The organism is Metabacillus idriensis, from assembly GCF_009674765.1.
Taxonomy (GTDB): domain Bacteria; phylum Bacillota; class Bacilli; order Bacillales; family Bacillaceae; genus Bacillus_P; species Bacillus_P idriensis.
This window is the reverse complement of record NZ_WKKF01000001.1, coordinates 1,188,733-1,204,689: the sequence shown is the minus strand read 5'-3', so window position 1 is coordinate 1,204,689 and position 15,957 is coordinate 1,188,733. Positions and strand designations below refer to the sequence as shown.

Annotated in this window: 18 protein-coding genes; 1 reads left to right on the top strand and 17 read right to left on the bottom strand. The window is 43.6% G+C overall.

Features of this window, described 5'->3' with window-relative positions:
• Positions 1-11 precede the first annotated feature (11 nt).
• The 3 genes from GJU41_RS05920 to GJU41_RS05910 all read right to left on the bottom strand — a co-directional run bounded on the left by GJU41_RS05920 (position 12) and on the right by GJU41_RS05910 (position 1,599).
• Positions 12-467, bottom strand: coding sequence for a GNAT family N-acetyltransferase (locus tag GJU41_RS05920; RefSeq protein WP_154318153.1), 456 nt, complete (start codon positions 465-467; stop codon positions 12-14).
• Positions 468-1,259: an inositol monophosphatase family protein gene (locus tag GJU41_RS05915; RefSeq protein WP_154318152.1), complete on the bottom strand. Its 792-nt coding sequence runs from the start codon at positions 1,257-1,259 to the stop codon at positions 468-470.
• 151 nt (positions 1,260-1,410) lie between these two features.
• Positions 1,411-1,599 (bottom strand): hypothetical protein, encoded by a 189-nt coding sequence (locus tag GJU41_RS05910; RefSeq protein WP_070879022.1) that lies wholly within the window; start codon positions 1,597-1,599, stop codon positions 1,411-1,413.
• A gap of 254 nt (positions 1,600-1,853) precedes the next feature.
• On the opposite strand from GJU41_RS05910, the gene GJU41_RS05905 reads away from it, so the two are divergent.
• Positions 1,854-2,492, top strand: coding sequence for a YktB family protein (locus GJU41_RS05905; RefSeq protein ID WP_154318151.1), 639 nt, complete (start codon positions 1,854-1,856; stop codon positions 2,490-2,492).
• A 43-nt stretch (positions 2,493-2,535) separates the two neighbouring features.
• Here GJU41_RS05905 and GJU41_RS05900 read toward each other — a convergent pair whose 3' ends face one another.
• The 14 genes from GJU41_RS05900 to GJU41_RS05835 form a co-directional block, all read right to left on the bottom strand.
• Complete coding sequence (locus tag GJU41_RS05900; RefSeq protein WP_070879020.1) at positions 2,536-2,805, bottom strand: UPF0223 family protein; 270 nt, start codon at positions 2,803-2,805, stop codon at positions 2,536-2,538.
• Positions 2,806-2,840: 35 nt separating this feature from the next.
• The gene (locus tag GJU41_RS05895; RefSeq protein ID WP_154318150.1) at positions 2,841-3,797 is read right to left on the bottom strand and encodes an NAD(P)H-dependent flavin oxidoreductase; all 957 of its coding nucleotides are present in this window, start codon (positions 3,795-3,797) and stop codon (positions 2,841-2,843) included.
• 117 nt (positions 3,798-3,914) lie between these two features.
• Positions 3,915-4,916 (bottom strand): phosphotriesterase family protein, encoded by a 1,002-nt coding sequence (locus GJU41_RS05890; RefSeq protein WP_070879018.1) that lies wholly within the window; start codon positions 4,914-4,916, stop codon positions 3,915-3,917.
• 4 nt (positions 4,917-4,920) lie between these two features.
• A complete protein-coding gene (locus tag GJU41_RS05885; RefSeq protein ID WP_154318149.1) occupies positions 4,921-6,588 on the bottom strand; it encodes a long-chain fatty acid--CoA ligase in 1,668 nt (555 codons plus the stop codon).
• 156 nt (positions 6,589-6,744) lie between these two features.
• Positions 6,745-7,908: an ABC transporter substrate-binding protein gene (locus GJU41_RS05880; protein ID WP_154318338.1), complete on the bottom strand. Its 1,164-nt coding sequence runs from the start codon at positions 7,906-7,908 to the stop codon at positions 6,745-6,747.
• A gap of 72 nt (positions 7,909-7,980) precedes the next feature.
• Positions 7,981-8,688, bottom strand: a complete 708-nt coding sequence (locus GJU41_RS05875) for an ABC transporter ATP-binding protein (protein ID WP_154318148.1) — start codon at positions 8,686-8,688, stop codon at positions 7,981-7,983.
• Positions 8,666-9,445, bottom strand: coding sequence for an ABC transporter ATP-binding protein (locus tag GJU41_RS05870; RefSeq protein ID WP_154318147.1), 780 nt, complete (start codon positions 9,443-9,445; stop codon positions 8,666-8,668). The genes GJU41_RS05875 and GJU41_RS05870 overlap by 23 nt, the downstream gene beginning before the upstream one ends.
• Positions 9,445-10,425: a branched-chain amino acid ABC transporter permease gene (locus tag GJU41_RS05865; RefSeq protein ID WP_154318146.1), complete on the bottom strand. Its 981-nt coding sequence runs from the start codon at positions 10,423-10,425 to the stop codon at positions 9,445-9,447. The genes GJU41_RS05870 and GJU41_RS05865 overlap by 1 nt, the downstream gene beginning before the upstream one ends.
• Complete coding sequence (locus GJU41_RS05860; RefSeq protein ID WP_154318145.1) at positions 10,422-11,288, bottom strand: branched-chain amino acid ABC transporter permease; 867 nt, start codon at positions 11,286-11,288, stop codon at positions 10,422-10,424. The genes GJU41_RS05865 and GJU41_RS05860 overlap by 4 nt, the downstream gene beginning before the upstream one ends.
• 305 nt (positions 11,289-11,593) lie before the next feature.
• Entirely contained in the window at positions 11,594-12,577 is a 984-nt protein-coding gene (locus GJU41_RS05855) for a quinone oxidoreductase family protein (protein ID WP_154318337.1), read from the bottom strand.
• Positions 12,578-12,582: 5 nt separating this feature from the next.
• Positions 12,583-13,362 carry an enoyl-CoA hydratase/isomerase family protein gene (locus GJU41_RS05850; RefSeq protein ID WP_139149169.1) on the bottom strand — a complete coding sequence of 260 codons (780 nt, stop codon included), beginning with the start codon at positions 13,360-13,362 and terminating at the stop codon, positions 12,583-12,585.
• Positions 13,363-13,375: 13 nt separating this feature from the next.
• On the bottom strand, positions 13,376-14,140 hold the full coding sequence (locus GJU41_RS05845) for an SDR family NAD(P)-dependent oxidoreductase (protein WP_070879011.1): 765 nt from the start codon (positions 14,138-14,140) through the stop codon (positions 13,376-13,378).
• Positions 14,141-14,154: 14 nt separating this feature from the next.
• Positions 14,155-14,898 carry a 2-phosphosulfolactate phosphatase gene (locus tag GJU41_RS05840; RefSeq protein WP_154318144.1) on the bottom strand — a complete coding sequence of 248 codons (744 nt, stop codon included), beginning with the start codon at positions 14,896-14,898 and terminating at the stop codon, positions 14,155-14,157.
• Between the two features lie 2 nt (positions 14,899-14,900).
• Positions 14,901-15,956 carry a phosphotransferase family protein gene (locus GJU41_RS05835; protein WP_070879009.1) on the bottom strand — a complete coding sequence of 352 codons (1,056 nt, stop codon included), beginning with the start codon at positions 15,954-15,956 and terminating at the stop codon, positions 14,901-14,903.
• Between the last annotated feature and the right edge of the window lies 1 nt (position 15,957).

Genomic DNA, 15,957 nt, shown 5'->3' with positions numbered 1-15,957 from the left:
TTTAAAAGGGGCTATACAGGTTTTACTGAGATTATATACTCTTTTCCTTGTGTATCTTTTTCAGATTTAAGCTGTTCAAATCCGCACCTTCCGAGAAATTGCAGCCAGTCAAGCCTGGATGCCGGACAGCCGGCAAAAATTGCTTTGTGGCCATTCTGTTTTAATTCATCCGATATCTGCCCGATTATTTCCTTGCCCAGGCCTTGTTTACGGTGCTGATGATGGATCAGGACCGTTCCAATCCACGGTTTCTCATTAGAGGGGGCCCATTCAAGATGAAACGAGATGCCTATCATTTCATATGACTTCATCCAGACAAGCCAATTGCCGTTATACATTTTATAAGATGTCATGTATTCTTCTGCCTGAGACGGCGTGCATTCCTCTTCTTGCCAAGTTTTGCTTGCTCCGATCAGTTCTGCAAAAAAGGGGTAGTCCGAATCTTCAAATGAACGGTATTTAAGCATCTACTTGTGCAGATAATCCTTAAGAATAGTGGAATGTATTCCTTTTTTCGCAACGAAAATACTGTTTTGTCCAAGCAGATTTATTTTTTCTCCATCTAAAGTTGTTGCTTTTGCCCCAACCTCTTCAAGCAAAATCAGACCGGCAGCAAAATCCCACGGAGCAAGCCTAAGCGTAATATACGCGTCAAGCCTCCCAGATGCAACGTAAGCAAATTCAAGTGTTGCTGACCCATATGACCGTGTTCCTCTCACCGCTTTTGCGACAGGAACTAATAAGTTATGATTAAATCGTTTATTTTCCATCACCCATGTTGCATTCAAAGCAATCACAGCCTGGTTTAACGGGACATCCTTAAGCTCAGGAAGTTTATAATCATTCATAAAGGCTCCTTTGCCCCTGACCGCATGATACAGTTCGTCATGAACAACATCATAGATCAGACCAACTTGTCCAACCCCATCTTCATAAATACCGATTGAGATGGCGAAATTCCTTTGCTGATGAACAAAATTCATTGTTCCGTCAATCGGGTCCACAATCCAGACGATTCCCTCTAAAGACTGAATGTCGTGCCCAAAGCCTTCTTCCCCAAGAATGCGATGCTCCGGATAGGTTTCATTAATTTTTGAAATCAAATATTGTTCGGTTTCTTTATCCATATTGGTGACAAGATCATCCGGATTCGATTTAGACTGGATTTGGAGCACATTTTGAAAGGACTGGCGGATTGTTTCTCCTGCTGTATATATCCATGATTTTGCATCACTTTCGATCTTAGACCAATTTGCCATGTATAAACCTTCTTTCTATGTAGGTAAGCTATTTATATAAAATAAGAATAACGCAAGGAAATTATGGAAAGCAAGCAATTGGCGCCTCCTCAAAAATGATTTACTCAGATAAAAACGAACCCTTTTGCGAGGTTCGCTTTGTTTGCTGCATTTAAGCCTGCAGTCTGAGCCATTCTTTTCTTAGTCTTTCAAGCTTCCGTTTGCATTCATTCTTCTTTGTTTCGTCATTTTCGCTCATGGCGTCATAAAGGGTGGCCAATTCATAATCTAATTCAAGTTTCAGCACCCCAATACGATTATCCGATTCCTTTTGTCCAGTAGTTTTCACAATTTGCTTCATCTTTCTACCGCCCCTTTCAAAAATTGTCTATAATTGTTAACCAGCGACTTTTCATTTAACATAATTTTCTGATATTTTTATATATGATATGAAACTTGAAAATAGGATGCAACTTGGAACTGAAAATTGTGTATTTACCTATTATTTATTTAATACCACATTCTCAAAGTGTCGAAACGTGCAAGTTTCTTTCGAATATGCTGGCTGGTGTGCTAAAATGTTCGCATGCACTGTGATATCAGGAGGTTTTAGAAATGGACTTTAAAGGTTTTACTAATGAAGATTTCGATGTTTTTAAAATAGACGGCTTGGATGAGAGAATGGAAGCTTTAATTCAAACAGTAAGACCAAAGCTTGAGCAGTTAGGTGAAAGATTTGCAGCTGACCTCTCAGGAATGACTGGGGAGGAAATGTATGCGCACGTGGCAAAGCATGCCCGCCGTTCTGTTAATCCGCCTAAAGATACCTGGGTTGCATTCGCAGGCAATAAACGCGGATATAAAATGCTGCCCCATTTTCAAATCGGCTTATGGGAAACTCATGCGTTTGCCTGGTTTGCGGTTATTTATGAATCGCCTGTAAAAGATCAGTACGGTGCTGAGCTTGCAAAAAACTGGAGCAAACTTCGTTCCCGAATCCCAGACCATTTCGTCTGGTCGGCTGACCATACAAAACCCGAAGTATCCGTTCAAAAAGACTTGAGTGAAGCTGACTTCAAGAAAATGTTTGAACGCCTTCAAACCGTAAAAAAAGCGGAACTATTATGCGGTATTAAAATTGAGCGCACGGATGCCGTTAAAATGAACGGAAAACAATTTACAGATAAAATAGAAGATACATTCAAAACGCTGCTTCCTCTTTATACTATTGCTCAAAAGGCTGCCGTGTTATAAAATTTCTCTTAAATACACAAAAGGACGGGATGAACCCGTCCTTTTACATTTTGATTTGATCCGAATCGCTGCTTTCTCTGCTTCTTTTAATAGCACGGTAGGAAGAATACCCGCTCATTTCTTCAAAATCATCGCAAAGATTTTTCTCTTCTGCTTTGCTCGGGACAATCTCCTTGAATCTCCGGTACGCTTTCATTAAGTCCTCCCGGCTGATCCCTTTCTCATATGCTTTTTCAATCGATTGGAAAAATGCAATCACATCAATGATTTCATTTGTGCTCCAATCAGGCTGAATCGGATATTGATAATCCACTGTTCCTCACCTGCCTTTTCCTGTTGAGTGGTAAGTTAACTCCACCTTTGTCTTATCTCAGAGGCCTCAGTTATCATCCTCGACATAAGCTGTTCGACGCTTGGCACATCGCGGATTAAGCCTGTTACTTGTCCGGCCCACGCAAAACCATTGTCTATCATACCATCATATATGTATCTTTTGTTAGCATGTCCGCTAATATAATCTTTTAGCTTTTCATAATCAGCTTGTTTTTGCTCCATCTCCAATATTTTGGCTGTCCAAGGTCCCGCAAGAGCTCTTGCCGGCGCTCCAATACTGCGTTTAATGACAACCGTGTCGCGTTCTGAACTGTTTACTAGAGCATGTTTGTATTCCGAATGAGCATGAACACACTCCTGTGTTGCTATAAACCTTGTTCCCATTTCAATTCCTTCTGCTCCAAGACTAAGAGCAGCCATTAGTCCCCTGCCATCACCAATTCCTCCGGATGCAATAACAGGAATCGACACAGAATCAACTACTTGCGGAATTAATACGAACGTCCCGGTGTCATCTCTCCCCAGGTGGCCTCCGCCTTCTTGTCCTACAACCATGACAGCGTCTGCTCCAAGCTCTTCCGCTTTCTCAGCTTGTCTTCTGGCTGCGACCAGAACAAGTTTTTTTACGTTTACCCCTTTTAATTGATCGAATATAGCCGAAGGATTGCCGCCTGTCATTGAAATAACCGGCACTTCTTCTTCAATTGCCACATCAAGCAAATCTGAATAGGGTCTGCCGTGCTGACCGACCGCAAAATTCACCCCAAACGGCTTATCTGTTTTTCTGCGGACTTTTGCAATCTCTTCCCGAAGCAGTTCAGGTTCCCCTAGAGACATGGCAGTTATTTGCCCCAGCCCTCCTGCGTTTGATACAGCAGCTGCTAATTCTGAATAAGCAAGATAGGCAAGCCCTCCCTGAATGATCGGATATTGAATGTTAAGAAGCTCTGTAATTCTTGTCTCCCATTGCATGAAAATTCCCCTTTCGTTAATACATGAAAAATCCCTCTTTTATTCAAATTCTCTTTTTTTGAGTCATCTCCTTTTTTAAATGAAATAAAAAAAGGCAGCTGAGGCTGCCACAAGTCATCAAGAATTGATTTTTGCTTCCTGATGAAAAAACAGTTTCGAAGGATTGATCTCAAGCATCGTCTGGATGTTCTCTTCAGGCATTCCCTGTTTCCGAAGCTCCGGGATAATATTTTCAAATAGGTGGGCAGGATGCCAGTTTTTCATTTTTTCCTGAATCACTTCAGGCAGAATTAACGGCCTTCCCATCCAATGATTAACCGTGTCATGCGAAAGCATGATTTGATCTGTATAGCCATACGATACTAGCTTCAAAAGCGTTTTTATTCGTTCGTCATCATTCGGAGCCCCAACCATGCCCTGAATGCCAAAGCGGTCAAATGCTATGAATGCCCCTTTTTCCAATACCTTTAGGTGATAATCTGTATCCGTATTGCCGCACATATGGCCAATCACAATTTTTTTAGGGTCACAGCCTAGCTCCATCAATAATTCGACTTGTTCTGGGCCCATTGTTCCTTCCTGTGTATGAGTCAGGATGACCGTGCCTTCCTCGCGCTGCACCCGTGCAGCAGCTTTAAAAAACATTCGTTCATACTCAGTAATGACTCCTTTGCTTGAAGCAAGCTTGATGATGCCTGGCTTTATTCCGGTATTCCTGATTCCTTCTGTTATTTCTTTTTTAAACATTTCATATATTTCTTCTTCAGCTGTACCGAGTCCCTGTCTGAATTTAAAATACGGCGTTGCTCCTTCTCCTTCGTAATAAAAACCTGTTGCGCACACAATCTGAATTCCTGTCCGTTCAGATATTTCCTTTAATAGCTCAGGGTTTCTGCCGCATTCGTTCGGTGTTGGATCGACTACTGTGTCAACCCCGAAACTCATGAGCTGAAGCGCAATGGTAATCCCTGTCTCAAGGGCATCCTGTTCATCAAATCCTCCCAGGGAGTCATCGCCGTGGAAGCCTGGATAGCCAAATACAAAGTGTTCATGTATTAACGTTTTCCCGAGCTGATCCGCTTCTATTGGTCCAGTTACTGTTTCAACCGTATGCTTCATCCTCTCACCCCACTACCTTTTGTTTTTCTTCTTCCTGAAGCTTTCTCCACAGCAGTTTGCCGCTTGATGTCATTGGCAGGCTTTCTCTGAATTCAATGTGCCGCGGATATTTATAAGCGGCCATTCGTTCTTTTGACCAGTTCACAATTTCTTCTGCATCAATTTTCCCTTCAAAATCTTTATTTAAAATAATGAACGCTTTAACGGTTTCACCGCGCCTTTCATCAGGAATCCCCACGACGCATGCCTGCTGCACGGCCGGATGCTGATACAGAACACCTTCAATTTCCGTCGGCCACACTTTAAATCCTGATGCGTTGATCATCCGTTTGACACGATCCACAATAAAGTAATAGCCCTCCTCATCACGTTTGCCGATATCTCCTGTTCTGAAAAACTTCTTGCCCTCAATATCAATAAAAGATTTTTCATTTTCCTCTTCACGATTAAAATAGCCCAGAAAAATCTGCGGACCGGTAACAACGATTTCTCCCTCCTGCCCTGTTCCAAGCTCTGTCAGATGAACAGGATCGATCACTCTTGCGTCCACATCGAAAGAAGGAATTCCCAGACACTGCAGCTTTGAACGATCCGGCGGATTGAAATGAGTTTGGGCAATCGTTTCAGACAGCCCATATCCTTCAATAAACTTGAGACCTGTCATTTTATACAGCTTTTCTCCTACAGCAGCAGGAAGAGCTGCTCCGCCTCCTGCTAAGTTCATTAAAGAGGACATATCTTCTTTTACAAGCGCAGGATTCGCTAAAAAGTCAATCAGCATCGTGCTGATGTTGATCCAGTGTGTCACATTTAAATCGCGAATGACTTTCCTTGCATATTCTCTGTCCCATCTCGTCATCATTACGACTGTTGCTCCTGAAAGAATCGGGATATGCATGCTGTGAACCATCCCTGTCACATGAAAAAGCGGCAAGGTTGCTAAGCAGATGGCATCAGAAGTGGCATTCAGCCAGTGGTACCCCCCAAACGTATTGGCCTGAACAGTCCGATGTGTATGCATGCACCCCTTTGGCAATCCGGTTGTGCCGGAAGTATAAGGCAAAACAGCCAAATCATCTGCATGAGCGGTCATTTCAGATGGGGAAAATAACCCCTGCACGGCATCTTTCCAAGGATGATGATTTAAAACCTCTTCAGCACCTCTTTTAACTTCCTCCGGAATATCATCTTCAAACGATTTCGGTGAAAGATAATCAGAGTAAGCAGCTATAATGACGTTTTTCAGTGTTGTCGAATCAACAACAGGCTGGATCCGTTCGTATAGCTCACTTCCGATAATGCCTGTCTTCATCTGACAGTCATGAATATAAAATCTTAGCTCCTCTGCCGTATTCATCGGATTAATCGGAACAACAACCGCGCCTGCTCTAAGAATGGCATAATAGCCGATGACAAACTGAGGGGAATTTTGAACGAACAAAAGAACTTTTTCACCGCGCGTGACGGATAATTTCTTTTCCAGAAACCCTGCGAGGGCATCGACTTCGCGCAGAAGCTGCTTGTATGTAATTTCAGCACCATAATAATAAATGGCGGTTTTATCCGGATATCTCCTCGCTGATATTTCCAGATTGTCATAAAGTGTTGTCTCGGGAACCGTTAACGTATGGGGAACTCTTACCGGCCAATGTTCAAAATGTGTTTGAATCATCCTTTCACACCTCTCCTCTTTTATGGTAACGCTTACAGTTTAATTTCTAACTTTTCTGATAAATACCTTTTTCTAAATGAAATATTTTTGGAAACCATGATCATGATGATAATGAAAGAGAGTTTCCCGGCGCCGCATCCGGGAAACTCCATTTTGTTATTTTTTGATATTGACAAGCTTTCCGTCTTCTACAGCGTAAATGGATGTTTCCCAGTCAAATCCATTGTTTTCGATCCCCGTTAAATGCCAGACCATCTGCTCGTCTTCAAGGTTCTTAATGCCTTCCTCCATGTTTTCCATGATTTTAGCCGGATCTGACACTGTGCCTGCAGCCTGCATGGCTTTTACAGCAACATGCAGGGCCTGATAGTTAAAAGCACTCTCAGCTGTAGGTACACCATCACTTACTTCTGCATATTTTTCAACAAATGCCGGGCCGCCAGGTGCATCACTTTGTTTAATAGGAAGTGTTCCAATTCCCCCTTCAAGCATTTCGTATCCTCCAAGCACTACTTCCATTTCTTCAAATTTTGCCTGATCCATTATCATGATTCCGCCTTTAAACCCAAGCTCGCGCGCTTGCTTAATCAAAAGAGCAGTCGGCTGAGAGGGACCTCCGACAAAAAGGACGTCCGGCTTTTCTTTTAAGGCATTTGTCATGATTGTAAAAAAGTCTGTTTCTTTGCTGAAATCGACAGATCCGTCAAAGACAATCTCTCCGCCTTTTTTCTCCCAAACCGGTTTAATTGTCGCCGTCCAGTCTTTGCCGTATTGGGTGGCCGTTGGAATTAAAGCGAGCTTTTTCCCAAACCGCTTCATTTGATACTCAGCATACGGTTCCGGATAAGCATCATAAGATGAAGGGATGCTTAAGGTCAGTTTATTTCCCTGCTCCTGAATTTTAGGCTCACTTGTGTAGGCTCCGATAATGAAATTTTCCTGCTGATTAAATACTTGAGTCGCGAAAACCCCTCCGCTGTGCGGAACGAAAACGATTGGAGTCTTGTTTTCCTGCACAAGCCTACGTGCGTTTGTTCCTGTTTCATTCGGGAGATATTTATCATCGAGGGAAACAATTTTTACTTTGTATTTTTTCCCGTCTACTTCAAATCCCTCTTTATTAATTTCATCTGCAGCCATCGTTAAACCTCTTAACGTATTTTCCCCGTAAAATGCCGCAGGGCCTGATAGAGGACCGCTAAAACCGATATTGACTGTTCCGTCTTTTGAACCTGATTCTCCCGCAGCAGTTGACGATTCATTTGAATTGCAGGCTGTGAGTCCGAATAAAGAAATAGACAATCCAAGAACAAGACCCATTTTTTTCAGCGATATCACATTGATTCCCCCTATTTTTTCATTTGTTTGCCTTCATGAAACTAAAAGCTATGATCATGCGCCTATGTAAGCACGCTTAATCTCCTCGTTATCAAACAGTTCATCTCTTGAACCTTCCATAACAAGCTGTCCGCTCTCCATGACATATCCTCTTGAAGAGATGGAGAGAGCTGCATGAGCATTTTGTTCCGCAAGCAAAATGGTGGTGCCTTTTTTATGGATTTCCTCTATGACCTTGAACATTTGGTCAACGATAAGCGGTGCAAGTCCAAGCGACGGTTCATCCAGAAGGAGAATTTTCGGGTGAGACATGAGTGCCCGTCCGATCGCAAGCATCTGCTGCTGTCCTCCGCTTAAAGAGCCTGCTGCATCTTTTCTTTTATCATACAAAATCGGGAAGAGAGCATAAATTTCATCCAGCCTCTGTTTGACCATCTCTCTTTCCTTGCGGTGACTGTAGCTTCCCATTTTTAAATTTTCATAAACGGACATTTCAGGAAACAGCTTTCTTCCCTCCGCACACTGCACAATTCCGGATCTGACCAGCTTATGAGGAGGTTTGTTCTGGATTTCTGCTTCATCAAATAAGATTTGTCCTCCTGAAACTTTATTCAGTCCTGAGATCGTATTGAATAAAGTGCTTTTTCCTGCTCCATTTGCGCCTAGGATCGTGACCAGCTCGCCTTGTCCAATTTCCATCGATACATTTTTAAGGGCCTGATAGCGGCCATAAAAAACATCAATATGTTGCAGCTTCAGCATAAGCATGTCCTCCTAAATAGGCTTCAATAACATTCGCATCCGACTGAATATCCCGCGGCAGACCTTCAGCTATTTTTTTCCCGTGATTCAAAACCATGACTTTATCAGCGAGACTCATGACCATCTTCATCTTATGTTCGATGAAACAGACGGTATACCCGTGGTTTTTCAGCTTAAGTATGAGCTCTGACAAACCATCCGTCTCATCAGGGTTCACACCAGCCGCAGGCTCATCCAGCAGCACGATCTTCGGTTCAGTGGCAAGCGCAAGCGCAATGGCAACCCTCTTTTGCGATTCCTGGGTAATGGAGGATGCTACTTCTCCTGCCAAATGCTCAATTCCGCAGAAAGATAGAGCCTCCATCGCTTTGTCATAACACGCTTTTTGTTCCGCTCTTTCCCGAATGCTGTTAAAAATACCGTCAAACAGATGGGCTTTCGTCCGGAGGCGGTAGCCGATCAGAACATTGTCAATAACGGTTGAATCTGAAAACAAATTCGTCGTTTGAAACGTTCTGCCGATTCCGAGCTTAGCCATTTTTGCCGGTTTTGCTTTAGTCACATCATTTCCTTCAAAGTGAATGCTTCCGGACGTAGGAGAATGAAAGCCGCTGATCAAGTTCAGAAACGTGGACTTCCCTGCTCCATTCGGCCCGATAATGGCGGTAATCTTGCCTTGTTCAATCCCAAGGTCAACGTGATTCACAGCCGTTAGACCGCCAAAGGATTTCGTCAATTGATTAATCTCGATCAGCATCAGCCTGCCTCCTTCACTTTCTCTTTTACCGGTGCTGTCCTGCGGCTGGTAAGATACGTTTTCACAGAATGATAACTGCCGACAAGCCCTTTCGGATAAAAAAGCATGATCAGCACAACAATCGGCCCGAAAATCAGCATTCTGTACTCTTCTAAAAATTGAAGAGATTGTGTGACAGATACGATTAAAAATGTGCCCAAAATCGGCCCTGTCATTGTTCCAATCCCTCCGACAAGCAAATACATCAGCATTTCAAACGTCACTGTGATGGCTGAAATGTCCGGGCCGAGAAATCGGATAAATCCTGCATAAAGCACGCCGGCGAGCCCGGCAAAAAAAGCAGATAAGACAAATGACAGCAGCTGATTTTTCATAATATTGATGCCGATTGTTTTTGAAAGATCTTCACTTCCGCGAATCGCCTGCAGCGTTCTTCCAAAAAGAGAATCTTTAATTCTTTTCACAACAAAGATCGTTCCAAGAAGGAAAAGGAGAATGAAGTAATATTGAGATTCGATGGTTTCAAACGTGATCGGCCCGATCGGTGACGGAACAGGAATGCCGATAAGACCTCTGACTCCCCCTGTGACCTCATCCCATTTATCAATGGTCAAATAAATAATAAAACCGACACACATCGTGTATATAGCAAAAAAGTGATGTCTCGTCCTCAGCGCGATCAAACCAATCAAGAAACTCAAAGCTACTGTAACAGTCAGGGCAGCAAGAAAAGCCAGCCAGAAATTCAGTTGATAGGTTGCCGTCAATATCCCGAGGGTATATGCCCCGCAGGCAAAAAAGCCGGCGTGTGCAAGTGAAAGCTGCCCTGTAAATCCAGAGATGATATTTAATCCGTAAACCGCTATCGACCAAATCATGACGAGAATGATAATTTGCTTGTGATAGTGATTTTGAGACATCAGCGGGAACAAGACAGTGATCAGCAGGATACCAAGCAGCACAAGTCTTTGAATCTTCATGTGCGCGCCCCCTTTGAAAATAATCCTGTTGGTTTAATGGTTAAAATAGCCACTAAGAGAAGAAAGGCTATCATATCTTTATAATCATTTGATAAATAGGTAGCACCAAGGCTTTCCGTTAAACCAAGGAGAAAGCCTCCGACAATCGCCCCTGGTATGCTCCCCATGCCTCCGATAATAATAATGACAAAAGCTTTCATAATTACGAGACTCCCCATCGTCGGAAAGACAAGGTTAATAGGAGAAGCAAGCGTTGCAGCTGCAGAAGCAAGACCTGCTGCAATGGCGAATGTAAGCATGGCAACCATGTTTGCATTTATTCCTACTAAAAACGCACCTTCCCTATTTTGCGACATGGCCACAATCGAGGCGCCTGTCATGGTTTTTGTCAGGAAAAAATGAAGAGCAAGCATTAATAGGATGGAAGATACAACAATCAAGATCCGCTGCTGGGTCAGGGTCAAGCCGAAAATTTCCACCACCCCTGAAAAAGGAGTTGGCATTTGTTTATAATCAGTGCCCCAAATTAAATGAGCCAATGCTTCGAAAAAGAGCATAAGCCCAATGGCGGCAACCATCACCCTCATCGGATTCACATTCCCCAGGAATTTGAACACAACCTGTTCGCATAAAACCCCTAAAACAGCCACAATGAAAATCGACAGGATCATGGCAATCCAATAATTGATGCCGTACTGTGTCATAAACAGCAGGCTTACATAGGCTCCGATTGTATAAAAGGATCCGTGAGCGAAATTAGGGATATGAAGAATGCCAAAAACGAGCGTCAAACCTAACGCAACTAAACTGTAAACGCTTCCAATTGTGATGCCGTTAAATAATTGCTGAAGTAATAGTTCCATAGCGGGCCCCCTTACTTTTTTTGTATCTGAAAATGAATAAATAATTGAATAGAACCGTTCGAATGTGTCCGTGAATAAGAAGTCTGTATGAATAAGAAGTGTATTTTTCAGCATATAGGCGGATTTAGTAGAAGGATCTGCAGAATGTAATGGAATAAAATGCGGCCCGCTTTATACCCGGCCGGGCCACATTTTATTTAGACAAAATGACTGAATATTGCTCATTGTTGACAAGCATAAGCGAACAAATCCTTCGTCAAACCTGGACATTTCTGCCGGAGCTTAACAGCCGATTCCGCTATAATTTAAGGTACTAAAATGAGTTTTCCTTTTGTTTGTCTTCCCTGCAGCATCTGATGGACTTCCTTTGCACTTTCCAAAGGATAGACCCCGCCGATTGTCAGCTTTAATTCACCATTTTCAAGGTAACCAAGCAGGTCTGACAAGCTCTGTAAATATAGCTCTTTCTTCCTCATGATCTGCGGAAGGAAAAATCCGATGACAGACAGATTTTGTGCCATGAGTGATGAGGGGTAAAGGCGTGATTGTTCACCGCTCGCCACTCCATAGATAACAAGACGGCCAAACGGCGCCATACAGGATAATGTCTTACGGAACACATCTCCGCCAGCCATTTCAAGCGCTACATCTACACCTTTGCCTCCAGTCAGCTGAAGAACTTCCTTCTCCCAGCCTTCTTGAGTATAATCCACCGCTTCGTCTGCACCCATTTCTATAGCGAGTCTTCTTTTTTCAGGGGTGCTGGCGGTTGCAATGACTCTAGATGCGCCAAACAGCTTTGCAAGCTGTACAGCAATAGTCCCTACACCGCCTGCAGCCGCATGAATCAGAACAGTTTCTCCCTGTTCAATCCGCCCCATTGTTTTTAAAATGTGATAAGCGCTGAGCCCTTGAAGAGGAAGAGAGACTGCTTGTTTAACATCGACTCCGGCAGGAACAGGTATTAATCCCCTTTCTTCCGCTACTGTATATTCCGCATATCCTGTTGCTCTGCTGGAACCGAGAAGCGTGACGACTTTATCGCCTTTTTTAAAGCGGGTGACATCACTGCCGATTTCCTCAACCGTTCCTGCCACCTCTGCGCCCGGAACAAACGGGAGAGGAGTATCAATGACATATTGACCTTCTCTTCTCGCTGTATCAGCATAGTTCACGCCGATTGCTTCTATTTTGATTAAAACTTCCTTTGCTGCAGGCTTTGGAATTTCCATTTCAACCACTTTCAATACCTCTGGACCGCCGTATTCTTCTAATTGAATCGCTCTCATCATCATCACTTCCCCTGAAAGACTGGCTTGCGTTTTTCTTTAAATGCATGTATGCCTTCTTGATGATCATGTGTTGAAATCATCAGTGTCTGGGCAATCCGTTCCTGCTCCAAAATTTCTTCAAGTGTGCTGACTGCAGAAGCATTGATGATTTTTTTCATCATGCCATACGCTTTTACAGGTCCCTGTGAAAGCTTATGGGCATAGGAAACAGCTTCATCCTTCAGCTGTTCTAATGGAACCACTTTACTTACAATTCCATACTCCTCTGCCTGTGCTGCGGTAATTGGCTCAGCATTGAAGAACAATTGCTTCGCTTTATAAGGACCGATGATGCGTGGAAGGAAATAGAGACCGCCCCCATCAGAGATCAGTCCAACCTGTGAAAAACTCATTACAAATTTGCTGTCTTCTGCTGCAAGTATTTGGTCGCATGCAAGGGCAAGATTAAACGCTGCTCCAGCAGCAAATCCGTGTACGGCTGCAATGATTGGCTTATCGAGGTCTTTGAATGCTTTTATGCATTCGTTCAAGCGTCCGATGTGTTCGTATACCTGCTGCCCGTCAGCTTCACCCATTGTTTTCACGTCACCGCCGGCACTGAATGATCTGCCTGAGCCGCTTAGAACGACAGCTCGAATACTTTCATCTGCTTTTGCCTGATTTAACTCACTTGTTAATGCTAAAATCATTTCGGCGCTGAATGCATTCAGCCTTTCAGGACGGTTCAATGTTAAAAACAGGACATTCCCGCTTTTTTCTACCAGTAAATCGCTCATTAACAATCTCCTCCTTGGTTTATGTAATCAGCCAGCCGCCGTCTGCAAGCAGATCGGAACCGGTCATATATGACGCTTCGTGTGAAGCGGCAAATGCAATAATGTTTGCAATTTCTTCAGGTTTTCCAACCCGCTTTAATGCGGTATTCCGCTTAATCGCTTCTTGGAATCTCTCGTTCTGTAGACCAGGTTCAGTAAGCGGGGTTTCAATAAATCCCGGTGAAACGGAATTGACTCTTATCCCATTTGGGGCAAACTCATAGGCTAAAGCTTTTGTAAAATTGATAACAGCTGCTTTAGCTGAGCTGTAATGAGGAATTTCCGCTCCTGCTTTATGCCCTGAAAGGGAAGCAACATTAACAATCGCTCTGTTTTCCCTCTGGACAGTGCTTCTCTCTGCCATATATCCGCCCAGTGCTTTTGAGGCAAGAAAGACACTTTTCAAATTGACATCCTGAACAAAATCCCATTGTTCAGCAGTTGTTTCCATGATTCTTGAATGCACGGATCCGCCTGCATTGTTTACAAGAATATGCAGGTCTCCAAACTTCTCTTTTACATAAGTCAGCAGAGCACTGATATCCTCTTCCTTTGTCACATCTGCAGAGAATGGATAAGCCGCTGTATCAGCAGTGTTCAGCTGATTAGCTGCTGCTGTCAGCTTTTCCTCATTTCTGCCGACAAGAATGACTTTTGCTCCTTCTGCAATCAATCGTTTGGCCGTCTCAAACCCAATGCCGCTTCCGGCCCCAGTAACAACGGCCACTTGATGCTGAAATCTCATTTGCACCCTTCCTTTCAGTTGGAACTTACCTTTATCCGATGGAAATCAACCAGTTCATCTCCTATCAATACTGGCACTGTGTGGAAACAATCCTGATTGCTGATAAAGGTGATTTCTTCTCTAAATCCATATTCTTCAAGCATCTTCCCAACTCGCGACTGGCCAAGAACTAAAGCTTGCTCATGACTGCTGCCTTCGTAAAATAATTTTGCCGTCAAGGCAGAATCACTGAGGTTCCAGCCTTCCTGAGCTGTCAGCTGATGAATTAAATATCCTGCACCATAGAAGTCTTCCAGACTGAACTGGCCAGATGAACCTGAACACACGATGATGATTGTCTCATCTTCATGTGCAGCTGTAAGAACATCAGCAACAGCTTTTGAGTTTAATAGAGAGCAGGCATAGACTTTTTTAGCCGGGCTGCTTTTATGAACCGCAATAGTTCCGTTAGTCGTGGATAAAATGACTTTTTTACCGGCTGCTGTGTCTTTTAGAACGGATGGGTTCGGATCGAGAAACCCCTCAATCGTTCTGCCTTCGTATTCGCCCACAAGAATGTACTCATCCGTTGATATCCCTGCTGCACGCTTCCTTGCCTGATCCCCATCCAGCACCGGGATAACGGAAACAGCCCCATGATGAAGAACGGTTGCAATGGTGGATGTTGCAAGCAGTACATCAAAAACAACCGCTATTTTGTTATCCATTTTGACTTCATCAATTTCTTCTTTTCTTGTCACGACATGTATTTTCCCCATAGTCAGTCCTTCTGTGCCAGGCGCAGAGCATGCTGGATCAGCGTTTCTGTAAACGGGCCAAACCGGGCAAAGCGCTGGTCATTTGTCTGTCCTTTTTTATAGCGGTAGTAAATCTGCTGGCAAATGACAGCCAGCTTAAATGTGGCAAACGTCGTGTAATAATGAATATTTGTGACATCTCTTCCGCTTTTTCTCGCATAGCTTTCAATAAACTCATCTCTTGAATAGAAGGTGCCATTTGTTGTGATCGACGGCTTGCCCATTCCCTTTTTCAGCGGTTCGGGATCCCCTTCCTCCATCCAGTAGCTCATGGCAGCACCAAGATCTGCAAGCGGATTGCCTATCGTGGTCATTTCCCAGTCAAATAAACCCGTCATCTTTTTCAAGTCCTTTGAAAACAATGAATTATTCAATTTAAAATCATAATGAATCACAGTCGGTTCCGGTGATGACGGCAGCTTTTCTTCAAGCCATTTTGTCAGCAGTTCCACTTCGGGAATATCATCGGTTTTTGCTCTGTGATAGCGGCCAATCCAGCCGTTCACCTGGCGCTCCATAAAACCATCAGGCTTGCTGAGCCTCTCTAGCGCTGTTCCCTTATATGGGACTTGATGAAGGTTAACAAGCGTATCCACCATCAGCTCGGAAAGGGAGCTTCCAAGTTCTTTTGATGCCTTTATTCCTTCGGGAAGCTCTGTATCCACGAGGATACCGTGCCGTCTTTCCATGACGAAAAACGGACTGCCTGCAATCGACTCGTCGCTGCTGAAAAAATAGGGCTTGGGTGCCAGCGGAAAAAGAGGATGCAAGTCTTTCAAAATGGTATACTCTCTTTCCATATCATGAGCTTTTGGTGCAACTGGACCAAGAGGCGGCCTCCTTAGCACCCCTTCCCAATCGCCTATTTTCAAAGCGTACGTTAAATTTGAAGCGCCGGTGCCAAATTGTTCAATTTGGAGAGAACCTCGGGGAATATCATGAATTTCCGTTCTTAAGCAGTTCTCAAGAACATTTGTATTCAGTTCTTCCCCTGTGCGGACTGGAATGATTTGCGACATC

Excerpts from the sequence above, each read along its gene's own strand:
- GJU41_RS05870 (WP_154318147.1), bottom strand. The coding sequence starts at position 9,445 with ATGCTGATCGAGATTAATCAATTGACGAAATCCTTTGGCGGTCTAACG.
- GJU41_RS05920 (WP_154318153.1), bottom strand. The coding sequence starts at position 467 with ATGCTTAAATACCGTTCATTTGAAGATTCGGACTACCCCTTTTTTGCA.
- GJU41_RS05860 (WP_154318145.1), bottom strand. The coding sequence starts at position 11,288 with ATGGAACTATTACTTCAGCAATTATTTAACGGCATCACAATTGGAAGC.
- GJU41_RS05890 (WP_070879018.1), bottom strand. The coding sequence starts at position 4,916 with ATGAAGCATACGGTTGAAACAGTAACTGGACCAATAGAAGCGGATCAG.
- GJU41_RS05840 (WP_154318144.1), bottom strand. The coding sequence starts at position 14,898 with ATGGGGAAAATACATGTCGTGACAAGAAAAGAAGAAATTGATGAAGTC.
- GJU41_RS05835 (WP_070879009.1), bottom strand. The coding sequence starts at position 15,956 with ATGTCGCAAATCATTCCAGTCCGCACAGGGGAAGAACTGAATACAAAT.
- GJU41_RS05895 (WP_154318150.1), bottom strand. The coding sequence starts at position 3,797 with ATGCAATGGGAGACAAGAATTACAGAGCTTCTTAACATTCAATATCCG.
- GJU41_RS05910 (WP_070879022.1), bottom strand. The coding sequence starts at position 1,599 with ATGAAGCAAATTGTGAAAACTACTGGACAAAAGGAATCGGATAATCGT.
- GJU41_RS05855 (WP_154318337.1), bottom strand. The coding sequence starts at position 12,577 with ATGAGAGCGATTCAATTAGAAGAATACGGCGGTCCAGAGGTATTGAAA.
- GJU41_RS05875 (WP_154318148.1), bottom strand. The coding sequence starts at position 8,688 with ATGCTGAAGCTGCAACATATTGATGTTTTTTATGGCCGCTATCAGGCC.
- GJU41_RS05885 (WP_154318149.1), bottom strand. The coding sequence starts at position 6,588 with ATGATTCAAACACATTTTGAACATTGGCCGGTAAGAGTTCCCCATACG.
- GJU41_RS05880 (WP_154318338.1), bottom strand. The coding sequence starts at position 7,908 with ATGGGTCTTGTTCTTGGATTGTCTATTTCTTTATTCGGACTCACAGCC.
- GJU41_RS05845 (WP_070879011.1), bottom strand. The coding sequence starts at position 14,140 with ATGAGATTTCAGCATCAAGTGGCCGTTGTTACTGGGGCCGGAAGCGGC.
- GJU41_RS05865 (WP_154318146.1), bottom strand. The coding sequence starts at position 10,425 with ATGAAGATTCAAAGACTTGTGCTGCTTGGTATCCTGCTGATCACTGTC.
- GJU41_RS05915 (WP_154318152.1), bottom strand. The coding sequence starts at position 1,259 with ATGGCAAATTGGTCTAAGATCGAAAGTGATGCAAAATCATGGATATAT.
- GJU41_RS05905 (WP_154318151.1), top strand. The coding sequence starts at position 1,854 with ATGGACTTTAAAGGTTTTACTAATGAAGATTTCGATGTTTTTAAAATA.